This is a genomic window from Evansella vedderi (assembly GCF_030813435.1).
Lineage (GTDB): Bacteria > Bacillota > Bacilli > Bacillales > Salisediminibacteriaceae > Evansella > Evansella vedderi.
Map to the genome: position 1 here is coordinate 320,014 of NZ_JAUSUG010000003.1, position 20,193 is coordinate 340,206.

Sequence of the window (20,193 nt, forward strand, 5' to 3'; positions counted from 1 at the left end):
TTTCTGCTATTTACTAATATATATAATTAATGATGGTACTCCTCAGACTCCGATATTTCTGAAAGGGCAAAACCTGCTTCATCAGCAGTGCTCTTATGAACCGCTAAATCTCCTAGAGCTACAATTCCAATAAGTCTGCTATTTTCCACTATAGGTAGTCTGCGGATTTGCTTTTCAGCCATCATTTTTGCAGCCTCATCTACACTCATATCAGGAGTTGCAGTAAGTAATTGTTCAGTCATTACATCCGTTACCTGTGTAGAATTTGGTTTTTTTTCTGCTACACCTCTTACAACAATATCTCTATCTGTAATCATTCCTAATAATTGTTGTCCTTCACAAATAGGTATCGCCCCAACATCATATTCTTTCATTTTTACAGCAGCCTCGTACACATTATCCACAGGACTGCAAGACTCTACTTCAGTTGTCATAATGTCTCTTAATGTTTTCATCTTATCCCTCCGACAAAAATCAATTTTACTGTTATAAATTTCCCTCATACTTATTTTTTATGTATAAAGACTATAATTTCGTAAAAAAAGTTTTATACGAAAGAAAATTTACATGTTTTCTTTGCATCTACTACCATTTCGTAATATGATAAGATAGTAAAGTGAGTATGATTTGTTGGGAGGTATAAGTAATGAAATTTGAAGAAACAGGACTTGAAGGTTTAACCATAGAATTCCAGGCTCTAGAGGATATTATGGAGAATGCTGGATTCCATTATGTATATGATTATGAAAGAGTAACCTTTGACTATAAAATAGTCAGCCAAGTTCGAGATGAAGTGTATTATTTCCGTGTGCAAGCTTACGCAGTAGAGGGTGAAATCCCTTCACCTCATAGTGCTGTAAAACTAATGGCTCCGATTTTAGGAAAGCATTATTACCCACATGGTGTTGAATACGATGAGGAATTCCCTAAGAACATCATTGATAAATGTAATAAAAAAATAGATTTAGTAAAAAATCAAATCAAAGAAGAAGCTCTTTAAAAAACCTACATACGGTTAATTTGATTAATAAATGAATCTAAAGGTGCTTTCGATAATATCAGTCATATGAATTTATTGTCAAATGACGTTATCGAAGGCATTTCTTTATTCTAATAAGCTTGTTTAACTATTAATTAGTTTCTTTGATCACGCTGACATAATATAATTAAGTATATGATTTACCTGAACGGAAAGGGGCATTACTTTGACATCTCAAACAATAAAAAAATATTCCTATATAGTACTAGGGCTCATAGTACTTGCCCTTGTTTTATATTTTATTTTACCTGTTTCTATACCAATAATAGTTGCTTTTATTACGGCTTTATTTTTAGCTCCTCTTGTAAATATTTTGATGAGTAAGGCTAAACTGTCGAGAAGTATTTCTGTATTTATTGTTTTTATCACATTTGTGTTGATTCTAGTATTTGCGGGGTATTTTATTTTAACTCGGGCATTGTACCAGTTAAATTCCTTTATTGAGAATCTTCCACGGACAATAAACCAGATTTACGCTGCTTGGAGAGAATTTATTTTTAACCTTGAAGATAAAGTTGGTGTCTATTTCCCGGATATTGTCGAAGAAATTGATAACGTAATTGCAAATTATCTTTTTGAATTTAGATTGCTTTTCCAAGAAATTGATATTATTGGCCAAATTACAAATGTATTAATCAGTATACCTGCCTATATAGTTTCGTTGTTAGTCTATTTAATATCTTTATATTTATTTTTATTAGAGCTTCCGCGCTTAAAGGAAAAAATGTTTGGTTATATGACAGATAAGACGGCTGAGAAGGTATCCTTTATGACTTCACGTCTTTCTTACGTTGTGTTTGGCTTCTTTAAAGCACAGTTTCTCGTAAGTATCATTATTTTTATCGTTACTTTTATTGGTCTATATTTTATAGCACCAGATGTAGCATTGATTATGTCTATCGTTATTTGGATAATTGATTTTATTCCTATAATAGGATCCATTGTTATACTTGCTCCATGGGGTCTTTATCATATTATTGTAGGAAATACGGCAATGGCAGTTCAGTTGTTCATTTTAGCAGCTATTCTCCTAACAATTCGACGTACTGTGGAACCTAAGGTTATGGGACATCATATTGGATTATCCCCGCTAGCCACACTAATTTCACTATATATCGGACTACAACTTTTAGGTATCCTTGGCTTTATCTTAGGGCCATTGCTAGTAATCCTCTTCACAAGCGCAAAAGAAGCAGGAATCATTAAACTAAACTTTAAAATTTAGAAGATTTACTAAATTTAAAAGGATGAGTCGAAAGGTTATAAAACCCTTTTGACTCACCCTCTCTTTTATCCACCAATAATAGCTCTAAATAAATTGGTTGTTTCACCAGGTGGGAAAATAACATAAAGCATGAGATAAACGGCAATACCTGTAGTTGCAGAGATGAACCATAACACAGAGGTAATTGGCCCTAATCTAACGTGCTTTGCAAGATTATTTTTATAGCCTGATACTAATGTTACTATCCCAAGAATAGCTGCTAAAGTAGCTAAGATAATATGGATAATCAAAAATATCTGGTAGTAAAAAGCAACATGCTCCGGTCCACCAAAAGTGGTACTCCCTACAAAGATTGTCTTTGAAAGGTAAGTAATAAAAAATATAGATGCAAGTACAGCTGCCCAAAACATGGCCTTTTTATGTGCCTCAATTTTTCTTTTCGATACTAAGTACCATCCAACAGCTACAAAAATAGCACTAAAAGCGATAAAAATAGTACTGATTAACGGTAAAAGTTCTGCCATTCCTGTTCAACCCTTTCGTGCTTTTGTCCATTTCCATTATATAGGCTTGTCCCTTTTTATGTTTTAAAAAATAATGAAGATTTTATTACAATTTTTGACGAAGCTCTTCATAAAGATACCCCCGCCATGAGCGGGGGTATTTTTTTATATTACCATTTAACAATGCCTAGTAGCAGCATTAAAGATGCTACTGTTGGAATTGCCACAAGGACACCGGTCCAAATCATCGCATTTGGCCACCCATTTCCACGCTCATTTAAATGCATGAAAACGTAAAGCTGAAGGATTACTTGAATTACTGCAAGTAATAAGATGAATGGCATAGCAAAGCCTGTAGGAATAGCATCACTTGCGATAGATATAAAAGCCATTGACGTTAAGAAAATCATGAGAACAAACGAGATAAGCTGTGTTCTCATTTCATTTCTTAGCTTACGTTGAGTTTTTTTAGACGGTTTTCCCGTTAACGGAGCACTTGGATCCATACCATGTTGTCCCATACGATCAACCTCCATATCCCATTAAGTAAACGACAGAGAAAATAAATACCCAAACTACATCAATAAAGTGCCAGTATAAAACTGCTACGTAAAATTTAGGTGCATTTGTTAAAGTTAACCCTGTCTTACGGTAACGAATTAACAATGTAACTATCCATCCGATACCAAATGCTACGTGAGCACCGTGCGTACCAACTAACGTATAGAACGAAGAAGCAAAAGCACTAGTTGTAAATCCAAGGCCATAATGATAATACTCATAGAACTCATAGATCTCTAGGCCTAAGAAAGCTAAACCAAGAGCAACGGTTACCCACATCCAAACAAGTAAACCTTTGTAATTTCCTCGTTTCATGGAGATGATAGCAAATACACTAGTTAAACTACTTGTTAAAAGAATCATCGTCATGATGAAAACAAGTGGTAAGTGGAATAAATCGTCTGGTCCTGGACCACTTACAACGCCGCCTCTTAATCCTAAATAGGTTCCAAAGAGGCTGGCGAACAATACTGTTTCTCCTCCGAGGAAGAACCAGAATCCTAAAAATTTATTTCTCCCTTCAAGGGTTGCCTTTTCAGGATTTGGAGGTAATGTATGTTGATTAACAGTTTGATCTGCCATATTACTTACCCCCCTTAATTACTTCTTCTTTAGGTATATGATACCCATGATCTTCTTTAATAGAACGAACAAACATTGCACCGAAGTTAATAACTAGACCGAGAATTGCCAGCCATAGGAATCCTTCGTGATAGTAAATAAATCCAAAACTAGAGATAAATAACCCTAAAGACATAATGAACGGTAAGATGGAGCCATTTGGCATGTGAATATCTCCTAATGGTTCCGCAGCCTTCATTTTTCCGTCTCCTTCATACTTCTCATACCATAAAGCATCTACATCACGAACAAGTGGTGTTTGAGCAAAGTTGTATTCAGGAGTTGGAATTGGCATTGTCCACTCAAGCGTTCTTCCATTGCCCCATGGATCTGCATCTGTAACTTTGTTTTTCATGGAAGTAAAGATACTTACAACAAAGATAATAAATGCAATACCCATTAAGAATGCACCAATCGTACTGATAAAGTTCATCGTATCCAATCCTTGACCACCTAAGTAAGATGCAACACGACGCGGCATTCCAATTAATCCTAGGAAGTGCTGTACGAAGAACGTCAAGTGGAATCCGATTAAGAATAACCAGAAGAACCATTTTCCAAGTGTCTCATCAAGTTTGTAACCAAATATTCTTGGCCACCAGTAATAAGCACCAGCGAATAGACCGAGTACTACCCCACCAATAATTACATAGTGGAAGTGGGCTACTACGAAATAAGTATCATGGAACTGATAGTTTGCTGCACTTGTTGCAAGCATAACACCTGTTACCCCACCCATAGTGAAAGACGGAATAAATGCTAACGCAAATAAATTAGCTGTTGTGAACTGGATACGCCCTCCCCAAAGGGTTAATAACCAGTTAAATATCTTGATACCTGTAGGAACAGCAATTGCCATTGTCGCAACAGCAAAGATAGAGTTAGCTACAGGTCCCATACCAACTGTAAACATGTGGTGAGCCCATACCATGAATCCTAAGAAACCGATAATTAATGTTGCAAATACCATTGCAGAGTATCCAAACAAACGCTTCTTCGAGAAAGCACTTAAAATTTCTGAGAAGATACCGAATGCTGGAAGTATCAAAATATAAACTTCTGGGTGTCCAAAAATCCAGAATAAGTGTTGCCAAATTATAACGTTACCACCAAAGTCTACTGCAAAATAAGTGGCCCCAAAAATTCTTTCCAGCATAAGTAATAATAAGCCAATAGTTAATGCTGGGAAAGCAAATAAAATTAACATTGATGCTACAAAAGTACTCCATGTAAATAGAGGCATACGCATCATACTCATTCCTGGAGCACGCATATTGATTATTGTAACAAGGAAGTTAATACCCCCGATTAATGTACCTGCACCACTCACCTGTAATCCAAGTACATAATAATCAACGCCTGTTCCAGGTGATTCACTAGATAACGGAACGTAAGCAGTCCATCCAGCATCAGGTGCTCCACCAACAAACCAACTTACATTTAATAAAATACCCCCAAAAAGGAATAACCAAAATCCTAAAGCATTTAAAAATGGAAATGCTACGTCTCTCGCCCCAATTTGCAGTGGAACGATGTAGTTCATAAATCCGAATAATAACGGCATTGCTGCCAAAAATATCATCGTCGTACCGTGCATCGTTAACAACTCGTTAAACGTTTGTGCTGGTACGAAGGAAAACTCTGGAAACATAAGCTGAATCCGCATTAAAATCGCTTCTAAACCACCAAGAGCGAAGAAAAATGCCCCTGCAACCAAATACATAATACCTATCTTTTTATGGTCAACAGTTGTCAGCCAGTCCCAAAGAACACTCTTAGACTGCGCCTTCGCATTTGACACTTGTTTTACCCCCTTAACAAACGATTAATCTAATACTTTTAAGCTTTTTAAATATTCAATAAGTGCGTCCATATCTTCTTGAGGCATATCTGAGAATGCCGGCATGTTATTACCTGGTTTCCACTCTTGTGGGTCACGGATAAAATTCTCTAAATTCTCATCCGTTGCTTCCATATAACCAGCATAAACCGTTCTTTCCCCAAAATTGGTTAAATTTGGTCCGAAGTTACCACCTTCATTCCCAATGGCATGACAGGAAAGACAATTAGCTTCAAAAATGGCACGGCCTTCAACAGCATATTCCGTTATTTCGCCCTCTTCATAAGGAACCTCTGCCATATTCGCTGCCCATGTCTCAAATGTATCGGGATCTACAGCAATAACTTTGAAATCCATTTGCCAGTGGGCAGGCCCACAAAGCTCTGCACACTTCCCTAAGTATACACCTTCGTTTGGTGCTTCCAGCCACATTGTGTTTGTAATTCCTGGTACATTATCTTGTTTCCCCGCTAGAGCAGGTACCCAGAATGCATGAATAACATCGCTAGACTCTAACTCAATATTAATTCTTGTATTCGTTGGGATGTACATTTCTTGACCAGCGATAATATCATGGTCAGGGTATTCAAACTCCCACCAGAATAAGTGTGCATGTGCCCTAATTGTAATAGCACCTTCAGAGTCATCAATTTCTGCTAGCTCAAATGTAGCCATTACGTTTGGAATCGCTAAAATTAGAAGTAAAATAATTGGAATCGTCGTCCAAATCACTTCAAGTGCTTTGTTTCCATGAACTTGTTTAGGAATATGAGTATCTCCTGGACGTTCGCGGAATTTAAACAGAACGATTAAATAAAGCGCGAAAACGACAACAATAACAAAGATCATGATATACAAGCTGAGTCGGATTAAGGAAAACTGCATATCTGCTACAGGTCCCTGTGGGTCTAAGGCAGATAGATTTTGTTGTCCACAACCGACAATCAGCAAGATGAAAGTGAATGGAAGCAGTCGCCATAAATATTTCATCTCGTCACAAACCCCTCTTTCTTTCTTTTAAATATTAAAACAAGTGTACAATGACCATAAGAATAAATAGAACGGTCATATAGATCAACGAATAGAAGAACATATGACTTGCCCATTTAACATCGTCTTTGTACTTATAGCTCGCTAGACCTAAACCTAGCCAACCAATCCCCAATAATGATGCAACAATCGTATAAACAGTTCCGAAATGTGCAACAGTTAAAGATACTGGAATCAACGCTGCCACATACCAAACTATTTGTCTTTTTGTGACTTTAAAACCAGCCACTACTGGTAACATTGGGATACCAGCTCTTTTATACTCATCCACTCGTTTCATCGCTAACGCAAGAAAATGTGGCGGTTGCCAAATAAACATAATAAGAAATAATGACCAAGCTACTGGATGCAGGCTAGCATCAATAGCGGCCCACCCAATTAACGGCGGTACAGCACCTGAAAAACTGCCAACAATCGTATTGAGTGTCGTTGTTCTTTTCGTCCACATGGAATACAAAACAACATAAACAAAAAGGCCAATCAACCCAATAACCGCTGCCATAATTGTCGTTAAGGCCAACAATATCGTCCCCAACGCAGAAATGACAAGACCATATGTTAAAATCTGCTTCCCCTTTAGCTCCCCAGTAACGGATGGTCTTTCCATTGTTCTTTCCATCAAATGATCAATATCACGGTCTATATAATTATTTAGAGCACAGCCCCCTGCAATGATAAAGGCAGATCCTAGAAGTGTCAGAAGTACAGTAAGTGGGTCATTGCTTAAAGAAGTTCCTGTATAAACCGCTGCAAGAAATAAACCAGTAAAGGTAGTTATTAAATTGGATTTAACTATACCTGTTTTAGAGATTGCTATGAAAGTTTTCCATGTTATTTGATTTTGACCATTTTCGGATACAATCGCATCGTTTGATGTCAGCGTACTTGTCTTGTTCATTCCTTCACCCCCCTCAAAAAAATTTCAATTATTAATCTTTATCAAATCATGAATCTATCCATAAGTCTAATAATCTGCCCAGTATCTTTTCTCTTAAAGCTGTCTACATAAAAAAGATATCCTTTACGAAAAAAAGGATCAATAAATATTATCCAGCCTTAAACTATTTAAGATAATTTAAATATTAAATTAATATCTTTAAAAATAATTTTCGTAGAAAATAAAAACACATGAAAATGGCATTATTTTTAGACTTATAGTCACATTATAAAGGAACATTCCGTGATTTTCATCACAATTATTAACATTACAAATATGTACCATGTTTTAAAAAAAATTTTCCTATAATCACTATACCAATATTAATAATCTTTTCAAGGAAAATATACTTTCATGCATCATTTTTCTTCTAAAAAATTTCTACTTTTTGTTAATTTCTTAAAAGTAAAGATAAATTGACTTTCTTTCAAATCTTGAATTAAAATGTAATTTGGACAACATCTGTTTTCTTGTCCTTATTTTCTATAGATAAGGCAAATATTATTATTTTTAAAAAATTTATCTTACTTTTTTTCTAAGAAAGTCGGTGAAGCAGTGAATAACATTTATTTAAAAATTTTTGGTATTATTACAACTTTAGGTATGATAATTGTTTTAATACAGGGAGTATTAGTGACACAGACTGGTTCTGGTGATGCTTGTGGCGCAGAATGGCCCCTGTGTTTAGGTCAGGTATTCCCTGAATCTCCCAGCATCCAAACTTTAATAGAGTACACACACAGGGTAGTTTCTGGTTTATTAGGCATTATGGTTATAATTTTATCTATTTGGAGCTGGAAAAAACTATCTCATATAAAAGAAACGAAGTTTTTTGCAATTATGGCTGTTTTGTTTATTGTTTTTCAAGGCTTACTTGGGGCAGCGGCTGTGGTGTGGGGACAGTCTAATGCAGTAATGGCACTTCATTTTGGCTTTTCACTTATTTCTTTTGCCAGTGTCATGCTATTGACTTTGCTTGCCTTTGAAAATGACCTGCCAAAAAGATATATACAACCGACCATTACTTCAAATTTAAAAAATTACATTTATTTTGTATTAGTTTATTTATATATTGTGGTATATACTGGTGCATATGTAAAACATACGGATTCTAGTGCAGCTTGTTACGGTTGGCCTTTATGTAATGGCCAGTTGATCCCCCCATTAGAAGGTACTGTTGCCATACAGTTTGGGCACCGTGTTTCAGCAGGGGTGCTATTTATAGTCATTTTAATCCTATTCATTTGGGTGTTCCGCCATTATAAAGAGCAAAAGAATATTTATTACAGCGGATTAGTAAGTTTCCTCTTTGTCTCTGTTCAAGTAATAAGCGGTGCCGTTGTTGTGTTTAGTGGATTTACTTTAGGTACAACCATTTTCCATGCCTTCTTTATTAGTTTACTATTTGGAGTCGTCTGCTACCTTTCCCTCTTAGCATATAGGTCAGAAATAAAGTAAAAAGTGGAGGGCGTCTCAAAAGTTTAAACATAGCTTTTGAGACGCCCTCATTTTTTATACCTATTATTTTCCTAAAAAAGATCTAAACATCCAGCTTTGCTTTTCTACAGATTGTCTTACTGCTATAAGCATGTCAGCAGTAGCTTTATCTTCCACTTCATCCTCAAATTATGAACATTATACGAACTCAGTAGATAAATAAAAAAGCCCAACGGAGTTCCGCTTGGCTTTAACATAATCTATCACTTTTTTATAGAAGCATCATGTAATGCAGACAATTGTCTCTCTAATTGGCCGAGTAACTCTTTTCCATCTTCCTCCTGTATCAGGTTTAAACGAATGGCAAAATCAATCTCTCGTGATAAACCGAACATTTGTGTATCTAAAACTTCCTCATAAAGAGGACATTGCGGCATTGTTAAATTGGCCATCTGTACTTCAATTAGTTTTAGGATCTTTTGAGCATCTTCCCGTAGAAGGGCATACGCCTTTTCGCTCTGTCCGGATAGGGTTTCAACTGACAACGGAATCCCTCCTCCTCTATGTGTAAAAAACTCTTCATAGTATATATTATCTTTTCCACCGTAAAAATGCAATAGATGGTATTTTAAAATATACTCAAATCATACCTCTTAGACAGTCCTTCTAACAGTTTCATCCCAGCAATACTGTTTCCTTTTTCATCTAAAGCAGGGCCATAAATTCCAATTCCCATCCCATTTGGAATGGAAGCCATTATCCCCCCTGAAACACCGCTTTTAGCTGGAATTCCAACCCTAATGGCAAATTCTCCAGAGGCATTGTACATTCCACAGGTTACCATGAAAGTCTTTAAAATTCTTGCAATCTGAAGGGGAATAATTTGCTCTTCTGAATTAACTACTTTCCCTTGATTGGCAATTACATAACCAATTCTTGCTAAATCCTTACAGTTCACTTCTATAGCACATTGCTTTGTATACAGCTCCAACAGGCTCTCTACATTATCCTCAATAACCCCGTGTTCCTTCATAAAGTAACAAAGGGAACGATTTAGAAAGGCAGTATCATACTCTGATTGTGCTACCTCTTTATTGTAACTAATGGATGCGTTCCCCGTTAATTTACGAACTAGATCCAATAATCTATTCATTTTCTCATCATTAGTGGAACCTTGTATCATAGAAGTGACTGCTAACGCACCTGCATTAATCATTGGATTTAAAGGTTTAGATGGGGAATGGGTTTCAAGTTTTATGATGGAATTAAAGGGGTCACCTGTAGGCTCCATACCAACCCTCGAAAAAACTTCTTCTTCACCAATATCCATTAGTGCTAACGCTAATGTAATGACCTTCGAGATACTCTGAAGGGTAAATTGTTCTTCGATATTACCTGCTGTTGTACATGTAGATGCATCACTATAAACTGCAAAAGCAAGACTATTTTGATTGGCATACTGTAAAGCAGGGATATAATCAGCGACCTTCCCTTGACTCGTATACTTCTTCGCTTCCTCAATCATCGCTTCTATAACATCTTGATCTTCACACAACATATAAATTATCACCCTTTCTCCCCTTGTCCGTGACAAAAGCAATATATCCTTTTATACTTATTTTTAGATGAAAGGAGAGTTTCTATGATTTTAACCATTTCAGGAAATGTAAAAAATACGATTACGATTGATCCAGGTGTATGGATATTCGATGACCGAAAGGTAGATCTTCATACATATTTTTCCCAAGAACGTAAAAACCATCAAGATCAAGAGCTAGAAAATTTATCAAGGGCTTGGGATAACCATAGAAAAGAAGGTGCCAATGCCCTCACAAATGGAAACCAAGTGAGGGTAAGTAAGAAAGAGCTTTTGGAAAAATCCTACGGTGTTCCTTTTTTCCCATTTTTAGAAAATGCCACACCAGGTGAAGAAGCCACAAAAATTATTTTTAAAAGAAGTACAGGAGATGACTTTGAATGTTCCATAGAGGAAGCAAAGGAAGCAATTTTGGGATTTTCGAAGGAAGGTAAGCCGCTCAAAGAAGATGGACCGATCCATTTTTATTATAGAGACGGATCAAACAAAGATAATCCAGTTACTAATATTAACAACATAGTAGTTGTCTAATTGAAGTCACGTTGAACCACTTTGAGGGCGACAAAAAGGTTAAATAAAGACTTTGAGTCGCCCTCTAATATTGTCATAAAAGATCAGCTGCCATTTGTGCTAACCCAGAACGCTCTCCTTTTTGAAGTTTAATATGACCTGTTTCTGAAAGATGTTTTAACCTTTCCGTTACATAGGTCAAGCCATTCGTATACTCATCTAAATAGGGATGATCAATTTGTTTCGGGTCTCCCATTAATACAATTTTACTACCTTCCCCCACTCTAGTTAATATCGTTTTCACTTCATGCTTCGTTAGGTTCTGAGCCTCATCAATAATAATAAACTGATCCGGAATACTCCTTCCCCTAATATACGTTAATGCTTCTACTTGAATAGATCCCATGCCGGCTAATATTCGTTCCAATTCTCCAGGTTTCTTCGTGTTAAATAAAAACTCTAGGTTATCATATATTGGCTGCATCCATGGTCGAAGCTTCTCTTCCTTTTCACCGGGTAAATACCCTATATCTTTACCAACAGGTACTACCGGTCGTGCCACAAGTAATTTATTATATTTCTGTAAATCCTCTGTCTGGTATAAACCAGCCGCCAATGATAATAAGGTTTTGCCTGTTCCTGCTTTACCTGCGAGGGTAACAAGTGGAATATCATCCCTTGTGAGAAGTTCAAAAGCAATGCGTTGCTGAACATTCCTTGGACGTATGCCCCAAATCGTGTCATCCTGTGGAATAAACAATTGTATGTCCTTACAATCTTTACTAATAATTCCAAGTGCAGAACGGGAACTATTTGTTTCATCTTTAATAATTAAAAACTGATTTGGATAGTAATTAAACTTACCCACCTTATCTAGTTTCATTACCTTTTTTTCATATAACTGATTTATGATTTCTGGAGGTACTGATATTTCCTTATAACCAGTGTACATCCGGTCATACTGGACAACCCTGTCGCTTAAAAAATCTTCTGCATGAATTCCTAAAGCATCTGCCTTTACTCTTAACAATGCATCCTTACTTACGAGTGTTACTGCAACCCCAGTATTATTCTCCTTTTCCTCCAGACTCATATTGAGTGCTACTGCTAATATACGATTATCATTTGTAACTTCAAAAAAATGCTCCTTCATTTTTCCAAAAGATCGGTGATTAAGTTCCACTCGAAAACTTCCTCCATTAGATAAAGGTACACCTAAATGAAGCTTTCCTTTTTCTCGGAGATCATCAATCAACCGTGCTACATATCTCGCATTTCTGCCTATTTCGTCCATATTTCTTTTTTTGGAGTCTACCTCTTCTAACACCACTGCAGGGATAATAACCTCATGCTGTTCAAATGCATAGATCGCCAAGGGATCTTGTAGTAGGACGTTCGTATCTAAAATATATCGTCGTGTAATCAACTTCTCGCCTCCTACAAACTATGATAATCTCGTTTACTTACTATAATGTATGTGCTCTCGAATAAAGATAGACTTTTAAACGAACAATACATTTAACAACATTAAAAAAGTGAGGGATATTCAAATGAAACGTTTCATTTTAAGCTGTCTTGCATTAAGCCTACTAGCATCTTGTGGAGGGCAAGAAGATTTGACTGACCCTACTCTAGAAGAACAAGGAGGAGTGCAAGGGCAAGGTGCATCTCAGGGACAAAACTTTGATAACGGTGATTTTGCGGACTATGATCAGCATTCAGCAACAGAAATTGCTAACCACCTTGCTAATTTAGCTACTGAAATTCCTGATGTAAATAGAGCAACTGCTATTGTTATTGGCCCGTATGCTGTAGTTGGTATCGATGTGGAAGGTGATATTGACCAAGCAGAAGTAGGGTCCATTAAATATCAGGTAGCTGTTGCGTTAGCTGAGGATCCGTATGGGGCATCCGCTGCCGTTACAGCAGACCCTGATATTACAAATCGAATTGAGGAAATGCGGGTTGAAATGGGACAAGGGAGACCATTAGGGGCTATTATGGATGAGCTTGCAGGAATTGTTGGAAGAATAATGCCAATTGTTCCTGGGTATGAACATATTCCAAGAGAGACTCCTGGGGAAGAAGATCCAACGGATACAAATAATGAAAGACTGGATCCAGATCAACAGGATGAGCTAGAGGATATACAAGATGAACAAAGTCATGGACGAATGAACAACGGTAATAGGAACAATCAAAACTAACATTCTGGATTCATTCCAATAGCGAAGATTAAAAATAGAGGTTGACTCATGGGGGGTACAAATAAACCCTTTTGAGTCAACCTCACTTTTACTTTTTCATCGCACTCATTACTTGACGATCTAATTTATCTGCTGCCTCTTTGTCATATGTTTTTTCATACTTAGGACCTGTGGTGATCCTTGATCCATAAAACATTACATCCCTAACTTCTTTAACAGTAATTTCAATAAGCGCCAATTTTAATGGAACTTCTTCCATCTTTTCAAGAAGAATACGGGCATTTCCCGTAATACTATATGTAGATCCGGCACCAATTAGAGTCAATGTTACTAATGACTGCTTCTTAATGTTTTCCACAATCCGAGAACGATTATCGATGGAAAAACGAACACTCTTCGTATTAGGAGCATAAACCCAAGAAATAGCATTAACATTTGGTGCCCCCGTTTCATGATCTACGGTAGCAATAGTTACGTATTGCTCTTGTTTAAGCAATGGTAATAATTCATCGGTTAATTCCGTTTCTACACGATTGGCCATTGGTGGATGCCTCCTTATTATTTGTTCACAATACTACTATACCTATATTTTCCTGAAGATAAAACAGTTGTAATCAAAATAAAAAGTAAAGAATTTGATAGGTCAATACTTAGCTTCAAACCATAGGGATAAAAGGATATATTAGAAAAAACCCTTTTCATCCATAGGATAGAAGTCTATAATGTGCTAATATAAGGTAAAATAATAAGAATTATTTAATAAATTAGCTCTGTTAAAGGATAAAATTAATTTTTAACATAGTTGATTGAAGCGTAAGATACGAGACTCCTGCTGGAAAAGCAAGAGGCCACTGAAAAAGGACGTTTTTTCCCTTTTTCAGTGGTCTCGAAGCAATCAGCGAAGCCGTTGCAAGTTTTTAAAGCCTGCTATGAGTGGTTTTTTCATAGCAGGCGCGCAACGCGCGGAGCGATTGCTATTTTCTCAGCGAAAAATATATGACTTTTTCAGTGGCCTCGAAAAGAAACGGCTGAAGACCCCGTAGGGACGAGGAGGCTGAAGCGTTGCCCACGGAAAGGGAGTATCTGAAGCGAAAATCAACATCAAAATTTAACAGAGCCAATAAATTTAAAATAAGGGTAAACTCGAATCCCCTTTCAGTGAGGTGATCCTAAATGCGGGTTAAATGCGTCATTTGTGATGTAATTGAAAACATTGACGACTATTCACCATTAGCAAAAAAATTACGTAACCGTCCTATTCATACATATATGTGTAACCAATGTTATGAAAGGATAGAAATAAGAACGAACGAGAGAAAAGAAACGGGAAAATTTAGACAGTACTCAAGTAATGAAAACAAAGATAAATTTCTCCAATAAGAAGAGGATGCCTCTAAAGGTCGTATTTTCCTTTGAGGCATCCTCAAATTGGCTTCGTATTGGTTTGTGTAACCCTTGTATTTATATCCCCTATTCTGTATTCTCCGATTGAGATTCCTGTTTATGTCGACGTAGTTGAAGCTTATACATCCCAAGCACAATAGCAGCAACAGCAAGTGATTCAATGATTGGTAAGGTAAAGGCTAGGAAAGTAAGTAATAAATTACCTAAAAGCATCATTATATAAACGATTGCGGCTTTTAAAATAGGCAGTTTTCTTGCAAATCCTAGATTGAATACAAGAATAGTTAAAACATTTACAATTATATAAAGGGCAGTATAAGCTGTAATAAAGTTCTCGGGATTACTAGCCCCGAAAAGTTCTGCTATAGGGGTCATATTTGGTGCAGGTGTACTAGTTGTATTTATAGTTGCCAATAACATAACTTCACTCCTAAATTATCTCTAATAATAACACTATCTTATTATAGCAATCATAAGGGAAAGAAGAAAGTAACATATAAACCTTTTCTATAATATAATTTTCGGATAAACTAGAGAAGAGGAGGTTTGATCTATGGAAGGATTTAGTTGGAAATTTTTTATGTTAGCTTTATTAGGTACCACAGGTTTAATGGGAATTGGTATTGGTATTGCCGAAGGTAGTTCCATCATTATCCTAAGTGCCATTATACTTACTTTAGTATCCGTTGGTACAGGATTTACTTTAAAGAAAAAATTAAATGCGAAGGCAGAAAGCCATTCGTAAAAAAGAGGCTGGGACAAAAGTATTTTTACTAATAAGAAATCCGAACAAACTAGATGTAGGTGCAATCTACCCGCTTCGGAAATATACTTCCCTAAGGTAGTGTATTGTTCGTATTTCCGATTAAACACTTTAGTTATGTCCCAGCCTCTTTATTTAGGATCCTCGAAGCAATTGCAAAATTTTCTTATGAAGGTATGGATTTGCAGCAAAGAAAGTTCCTTTATGTAAAAAGGTTAACTCCTTCCCACTGTAATCTGTTGCGACCCCTCCCACTTCTTGAAGGATGACATAACCACCTGCAATGTCCCATGGTGCCAAGTGAAAGCTTATGTAAGCGTCTAAACGGCCTGCTGCTACGTAGGCAATTTCAAGGGCTGCTGCCCCATAAGAACGGATCCCCCTTGCTTCCTCCACTAACATTTCCAATTTACGGTCCTTTAATATCCAGCCCGCATTGAAACTTAAAATGGATTCATTGAGATTCATCTCTGAGAGCTTTGCCAACTCTTGACCATTAACAAAAGCCCCTTTTCCTTCTTGTGCAGTAAAAAGTTCATCGTTCATTACATCATATACGATCCCAATAACACCGTGTCCTTCGGTAAAAACACCTAGTGATATGGCAAAGTACCGTTCCTGATGTACAAAATTTACTGTCCCATCAATAGGGTCTAGAATCCATACGGTGCCCGTTAAATCTTTTATTGCTTCATAGGACCCCTCTTCCCCCATCAGGCGGTGGTGAGGAAAGGAAGCAGCAATCTTCTCTTGAAAAAATCTTTCCACTGCCCTATCCACATCTGTTACTAAATCATCCTGATTCGCTTTCGTTGAAACGGAAATAGACTCTTTCATTTTTTCACGTATGTATTTACCAGCTTCACGTGTCCATTGGACAGCGTGATCGTAAATCTGTTGCAAAGTATCGTCGTTCATTCATCATACCCCCTTCTCAATGCCGGCAATATGTATCACTTATACCAAAAAACATACTAAATGGCAAATGCCATTCCCTAAAGAATCGGCGTTGTACCCCAAAAAAAGTGAACCTCTGAAGGTTCACATAAAAATTGTCATTTATGCTTCTAAAAGGATCCATTCACTTCTTAATTTCTCCAACTTTTTTTTACTTTTCTTAATTTGTTCTTTATCGTTGGATTGAAGTGCATCATATAGTGTTAGAAGTTCATAGTCTATTTCCATTTTCAATACGGGGATCCGCTTTTCACCGTCATTTCTCTTTAAGGTTTGAATGACCTTCTCCATGATCCACACCCCTTTTCAAGATTAGTCTTACTGACTCCAACGATGCTGTTCCATAACAGATTTATTTAGGATTAATATAGCATATGTGAGAGAAGGTAAATTTGGAACATTCTTTGTATGTTTCTTTTCCTCTTATTAAATTTTTTTAAACATTGGAATTTGGAAGAGCATTGTTTTTTATACTATATGAATATTTGTGGTAAACTGTCAGGAGAAAACGGAAAATGTCAAAATAAAGGCGATGTAATCTATAACACAACTAAATTTTTTTAAAAAAGAAGGTGTATTTATATGAAACTGGAAGGCTTTACTACCCAAGATTTTGAAACATTCCATATTGACGGTTTAGATGAAAGAATGGAAGCGATACGAGAACGTATTCAGCCAAAATTTAGGATTATAGGGGAATCAGTGTCCGAGGATCTTTCAGAATGGGCAGGGCATGAGATGTACCTGCATATCGCCAAACACGCCCGCCGTAGTGTAAATCCCCCGAAGGATACTTGGATGGCATTGTGCCACAATAAACGTGGATATAAGAAACATCCGCATTTCCAAGTAGGACTGTTTGATGACCATGTTTTTCTATGGCTGGCTTATATTTATGAACTACCAAATAAATCGGAAATTGCAAAGACATTCCTAGACGATATAGATGCCATTACAGACAATGTTCCAGGGGATTATGTCGTATCCCTCGATCATATGAAAAAGGGGGCAGAACCATTAGAAACAATTAATCTGCAACATGCTCTCCAACGTTTCCATGATGTAAAAAAAGCAGAATTTTTAATCGGTCGCCATATATCAGCTAACGATCCAATTTTAAAAAATGGGGACAAGTTCCTTGAAATAGTAAAGGATACCTTCCAAACATTAGTCCCACTATATAAAATGTCCATACGCGACTAAGAAAAGAGGATGTCTCAAAAGATTAATTTACCTTTTAAGACATCCTTGTTTTATACTTTAATTCATTTTTACAATAGCGGTATCTTGTAGCTCCTTCGCCTTCTTCACCACATGGTAAGGTGACTGGTTCGTTTGTTCTTCATATAATTTAAAATCTTTCTTTTCGTCTGCTTTACCTGGGACCACTTCCTTGAACCGATAATACAGTGCAAGGAGAAGATCCTTGTCCACTCCTTTATTATATGCTTTATCTACTGCTTCATAAAAATTTACCACATCCACTATTTCCTCTTTACTCCAATCAATAGAGATTGGAAGAGATACATTATCACCCATAATTAATCACTCCTTAAAAAATATTACTTTGCAACAGAAACACATTTTGGTATACTCTTTTTGTTTTATAAGAAGGATATCAAATAGAAACGAATGTGAAAACTATTTGTCGATAAACGTTTGAGGTGATTAATTTTGTATAATAAAAAACAACAGGAAACACCATTATTTGATGGTCTCCTAAACCATGTAAACCAAAAACCAATCCAATTCCACATTCCGGGGCATAAGGGTGGAGTGGGTATGGACCAGGACTTTAGAGAATTCATCGGAGATAATGCCTTGAGCTTAGATCTAATAAATATTGAACCTCTCGATGACCTTCACCATCCCGGTGGTATCATTAATGAGGCCCAAAGTTTAGCAGCCGAAGCCTTTGGAGCTGATCATACATTTTTCTCCGTTCAAGGAACAAGCGGCGCGATTATGACCATGATTATGAGTGTTTGTGGTCCCGGGGAAAAAATTATCGTTCCTCGGAACGTTCATAAATCCATTATGTCTGCTATCGTATTCTCCGGTGCTACACCTATTTTTATTCATCCTGAAATTGATGAAACATTGGGAATATCACACGGTATTACAACGGAGGCGGTAGAGAAAGCCCTTGAGGCCCATCCGGATGCAAAAGGATTATTAGTGATCAATCCAACTTATTTTGGAGTAGCAGCAAATTTAAAAGCAATTGTTGATTTAGCACATGATAAAAACATTCCAGTCTTAGTGGACGAAGCCCATGGAGTACATATTCATTTCCATGAGGAATTACCTATGTCCGCAATGGAAGCTGGCGCTGACTTGGCAGCGACAAGTGTCCATAAACTGGGGGGCTCCCTTACCCAGAGCTCTGTTTTGAACGTCCAGGGAAACCTTGTATCCCCTAGACGAATACAAAGTATTATCAGTATGTTAACGACAACATCAACATCCTATTTGCTACTAGCTTCTTTAGATACAGCTAGAAGGCACCTGGTGATGCATGGAAAAGAAAAGCTCACACAAACGATTGCCTTAGCTGAAGATTTACGTTCAAAGTTAAATGCAATTCCTGGGATCTTTTGTCCTGGGAAGGAATTATTGAACGACCGAGCTATTTACGATATGGATCCTACAAAAGTAATTATCTCTGTAAAAAACTTAGGTCTTACGGGACACGATGTAGAGTTATGGTTACGAAACAATTATCGTATTGAAGTAGAACTTTCTGACTTATATAACATTCTTTGTATCATCACCTTCGGAGATACAGAAGAGAAAACAAATTTACTTATTGATGCACTGACTCGCCTATCTATGGAACAGCAATCGATTATTGAAGAAGAGAGGGAAGAAAAGGTAAATGTCTATGTCCCAAATATCCCTACACTATCCTTATCACCACGGGATGCCTTTTATGCGGAAACAGAAGTTATTCCACTAGATATGTCTGCAGGGAGAATAATTGCAGAATTTGTTATGGTTTATCCACCTGGAATACCAATCCTTATACCGGGGGAAATAATAGACGAAGATAATCTGGAATACATCGCTAAAAATATTGAAGTTGGCTTACCCGTCCAAGGCCCAGAAGACCCAACTTTAAATACCATTCGAGTAATCCAAGAAAGAAAAGCTATATTGTAATTACAAAAGCGTAAGTGCCTTGTACACGAGCGACACTCTTTTGTGCGACGAGTAATCGCAGGAGCAAGCAAATGCTTTTGACCTCGAGGGAGTAGGTGCTGAAGCTAGACGATTATTCAGCCACAGTTAACCTCATTTAGTAAAAATATAGTTTTAAACTATAAAAAAGAGGGTATCTTCAAAAGGTATGATTATAACCTTTTGAAGACACCCTCGAAGTATTTATTTGATGATTACCTTACTCTTCGTGGTCCTCCCCACAAACCTGACAGCACTTTCCATATAACACAGATACTTTTTCATCTTCATAATATTCGATTACCTGCTCACAAGATTGGCATACAATGCTTCCCATTCGTATGGCACACTCCCTTTTTTAA

At 36.8% G+C, this 20,193-nt stretch carries 25 protein-coding genes; 9 read left to right on the forward strand and 16 right to left on the reverse strand.

Annotated features, from left to right (window positions below):
• Positions 1 to 26: 26 nt before the first annotated feature.
• Complete coding sequence (locus tag J2S74_RS05930) at positions 27 to 455, reverse strand: CBS domain-containing protein (RefSeq protein ID WP_307323029.1); 429 nt, start codon at positions 453 to 455, stop codon at positions 27 to 29.
• A gap of 191 nt (positions 456 to 646) precedes the next feature.
• Between J2S74_RS05930 and J2S74_RS05935 the strand changes: the two genes are divergently transcribed.
• Complete coding sequence (locus J2S74_RS05935) at positions 647 to 1,000, forward strand: YugN family protein (protein WP_307323031.1); 354 nt, start codon at positions 647 to 649, stop codon at positions 998 to 1,000.
• A 205-nt stretch (positions 1,001 to 1,205) separates the two neighbouring features.
• Complete coding sequence (gene ytvI, locus J2S74_RS05940; protein WP_307323033.1) at positions 1,206 to 2,264, forward strand: sporulation integral membrane protein YtvI; 1,059 nt, start codon at positions 1,206 to 1,208, stop codon at positions 2,262 to 2,264.
• A 65-nt stretch (positions 2,265 to 2,329) separates the two neighbouring features.
• On the opposite strand, the gene J2S74_RS05945 is transcribed toward ytvI, so the two are convergent.
• The 6 genes from J2S74_RS05945 to cyoE all read right to left on the reverse strand — a co-directional run bounded on the left by J2S74_RS05945 (position 2,330) and on the right by cyoE (position 7,737).
• Positions 2,330 to 2,788, reverse strand: a complete 459-nt coding sequence (locus J2S74_RS05945) for a DUF420 domain-containing protein (protein WP_307323035.1) — start codon at positions 2,786 to 2,788, stop codon at positions 2,330 to 2,332.
• A 149-nt stretch (positions 2,789 to 2,937) separates the two neighbouring features.
• Entirely contained in the window at positions 2,938 to 3,288 is a 351-nt protein-coding gene (locus J2S74_RS05950) for a cytochrome C oxidase subunit IV family protein (RefSeq protein WP_307323037.1), read from the reverse strand.
• A 4-nt stretch (positions 3,289 to 3,292) separates the two neighbouring features.
• Positions 3,293 to 3,910, reverse strand: a complete 618-nt coding sequence (locus J2S74_RS05955; RefSeq protein WP_307323038.1) for a cytochrome (ubi)quinol oxidase subunit III — start codon at positions 3,908 to 3,910, stop codon at positions 3,293 to 3,295.
• A gap of 1 nt (position 3,911) precedes the next feature.
• Positions 3,912 to 5,750, reverse strand: a complete 1,839-nt coding sequence (gene ctaD / locus J2S74_RS05960) for a cytochrome c oxidase subunit I (RefSeq protein WP_307323040.1) — start codon at positions 5,748 to 5,750, stop codon at positions 3,912 to 3,914.
• A 24-nt stretch (positions 5,751 to 5,774) separates the two neighbouring features.
• The gene (gene coxB, locus J2S74_RS05965; RefSeq protein WP_307323042.1) at positions 5,775 to 6,779 is read right to left on the reverse strand and encodes a cytochrome c oxidase subunit II; all 1,005 of its coding nucleotides are present in this window, start codon (positions 6,777 to 6,779) and stop codon (positions 5,775 to 5,777) included.
• A gap of 34 nt (positions 6,780 to 6,813) precedes the next feature.
• A complete protein-coding gene (gene cyoE, locus J2S74_RS05970) occupies positions 6,814 to 7,737 on the reverse strand; it encodes a heme o synthase (protein ID WP_307323044.1) in 924 nt (307 codons plus the stop codon).
• 594 nt (positions 7,738 to 8,331) lie between these two features.
• Between cyoE and J2S74_RS05975 the strand changes: the two genes are divergently transcribed.
• Entirely contained in the window at positions 8,332 to 9,234 is a 903-nt protein-coding gene (locus J2S74_RS05975) for a COX15/CtaA family protein (RefSeq protein ID WP_307323046.1), read from the forward strand.
• 242 nt (positions 9,235 to 9,476) lie between these two features.
• On the opposite strand, the gene J2S74_RS05980 is transcribed toward J2S74_RS05975, so the two are convergent.
• Together J2S74_RS05980 and glsA are read right to left on the reverse strand one after the other, a co-directional pair.
• On the reverse strand, positions 9,477 to 9,758 hold the full coding sequence (locus tag J2S74_RS05980) for an Fpa/YlaN family protein (protein ID WP_307323048.1): 282 nt from the start codon (positions 9,756 to 9,758) through the stop codon (positions 9,477 to 9,479).
• A gap of 83 nt (positions 9,759 to 9,841) precedes the next feature.
• Positions 9,842 to 10,771 carry a glutaminase A gene (gene glsA / locus J2S74_RS05985; protein WP_307323173.1) on the reverse strand — a complete coding sequence of 310 codons (930 nt, stop codon included), beginning with the start codon at positions 10,769 to 10,771 and terminating at the stop codon, positions 9,842 to 9,844.
• 84 nt (positions 10,772 to 10,855) lie between these two features.
• Here glsA and J2S74_RS05990 point away from each other — a divergent pair, with 84 nt between their 5' ends.
• On the forward strand, positions 10,856 to 11,341 hold the full coding sequence (locus J2S74_RS05990) for a peptidyl-prolyl cis-trans isomerase (protein ID WP_307323049.1): 486 nt from the start codon (positions 10,856 to 10,858) through the stop codon (positions 11,339 to 11,341).
• Between the two features lie 73 nt (positions 11,342 to 11,414).
• On the opposite strand, the gene J2S74_RS05995 is transcribed toward J2S74_RS05990, so the two are convergent.
• On the reverse strand, positions 11,415 to 12,743 hold the full coding sequence (locus J2S74_RS05995) for a PhoH family protein (RefSeq protein WP_307323175.1): 1,329 nt from the start codon (positions 12,741 to 12,743) through the stop codon (positions 11,415 to 11,417).
• Positions 12,744 to 12,870: 127 nt separating this feature from the next.
• Between J2S74_RS05995 and J2S74_RS06000 the strand changes: the two genes are divergently transcribed.
• On the forward strand, positions 12,871 to 13,527 hold the full coding sequence (locus J2S74_RS06000; protein WP_307323051.1) for a YhcN/YlaJ family sporulation lipoprotein: 657 nt from the start codon (positions 12,871 to 12,873) through the stop codon (positions 13,525 to 13,527).
• A gap of 88 nt (positions 13,528 to 13,615) precedes the next feature.
• Here the strand turns inward: J2S74_RS06000 and J2S74_RS06005 are convergent, their stop codons facing one another.
• Entirely contained in the window at positions 13,616 to 14,068 is a 453-nt protein-coding gene (locus J2S74_RS06005; RefSeq protein WP_307323053.1) for a pyridoxamine 5'-phosphate oxidase family protein, read from the reverse strand.
• Positions 14,069 to 14,700: 632 nt separating this feature from the next.
• Here J2S74_RS06005 and J2S74_RS06010 point away from each other — a divergent pair.
• Positions 14,701 to 14,907, forward strand: coding sequence for a YlaI family protein (locus J2S74_RS06010; RefSeq protein ID WP_307323055.1), 207 nt, complete (start codon positions 14,701 to 14,703; stop codon positions 14,905 to 14,907).
• A gap of 90 nt (positions 14,908 to 14,997) precedes the next feature.
• Here the strand turns inward: J2S74_RS06010 and J2S74_RS06015 are convergent, their stop codons facing one another.
• Entirely contained in the window at positions 14,998 to 15,351 is a 354-nt protein-coding gene (locus J2S74_RS06015; protein WP_307323057.1) for a YlaH-like family protein, read from the reverse strand.
• A 133-nt stretch (positions 15,352 to 15,484) separates the two neighbouring features.
• Here J2S74_RS06015 and J2S74_RS06020 point away from each other — a divergent pair, with 133 nt between their 5' ends.
• Complete coding sequence (locus tag J2S74_RS06020; protein WP_307323059.1) at positions 15,485 to 15,676, forward strand: DUF5325 family protein; 192 nt, start codon at positions 15,485 to 15,487, stop codon at positions 15,674 to 15,676.
• Between the two features lie 153 nt (positions 15,677 to 15,829).
• Here J2S74_RS06020 and J2S74_RS06025 read toward each other — a convergent pair whose 3' ends face one another.
• Positions 15,830 to 16,612, reverse strand: a complete 783-nt coding sequence (locus tag J2S74_RS06025) for an inositol monophosphatase family protein (protein WP_307323061.1) — start codon at positions 16,610 to 16,612, stop codon at positions 15,830 to 15,832.
• Between the two features lie 141 nt (positions 16,613 to 16,753).
• Positions 16,754 to 16,942: a YkzI domain-containing protein gene (locus tag J2S74_RS06030; protein WP_307323063.1), complete on the reverse strand. Its 189-nt coding sequence runs from the start codon at positions 16,940 to 16,942 to the stop codon at positions 16,754 to 16,756.
• A 291-nt stretch (positions 16,943 to 17,233) separates the two neighbouring features.
• On the opposite strand from J2S74_RS06030, the gene J2S74_RS06035 reads away from it, so the two are divergent.
• Positions 17,234 to 17,854, forward strand: a complete 621-nt coding sequence (locus J2S74_RS06035) for a DUF1054 domain-containing protein (RefSeq protein ID WP_307323065.1) — start codon at positions 17,234 to 17,236, stop codon at positions 17,852 to 17,854.
• Positions 17,855 to 17,911: 57 nt separating this feature from the next.
• Here the strand turns inward: J2S74_RS06035 and J2S74_RS06040 are convergent, their stop codons facing one another.
• Positions 17,912 to 18,190, reverse strand: a complete 279-nt coding sequence (locus tag J2S74_RS06040; RefSeq protein WP_307323066.1) for a UPF0223 family protein — start codon at positions 18,188 to 18,190, stop codon at positions 17,912 to 17,914.
• Positions 18,191 to 18,325: 135 nt separating this feature from the next.
• On the opposite strand from J2S74_RS06040, the gene J2S74_RS06045 reads away from it, so the two are divergent.
• Complete coding sequence (locus J2S74_RS06045) at positions 18,326 to 19,813, forward strand: aminotransferase class I/II-fold pyridoxal phosphate-dependent enzyme (RefSeq protein WP_307323068.1); 1,488 nt, start codon at positions 18,326 to 18,328, stop codon at positions 19,811 to 19,813.
• Positions 19,814 to 20,051: 238 nt separating this feature from the next.
• On the opposite strand, the gene J2S74_RS06050 is transcribed toward J2S74_RS06045, so the two are convergent.
• Entirely contained in the window at positions 20,052 to 20,168 is a 117-nt protein-coding gene (locus J2S74_RS06050; RefSeq protein WP_307323070.1) for a GapA-binding peptide SR1P, read from the reverse strand.
• Positions 20,169 to 20,193: the final 25 nt, after the last annotated feature.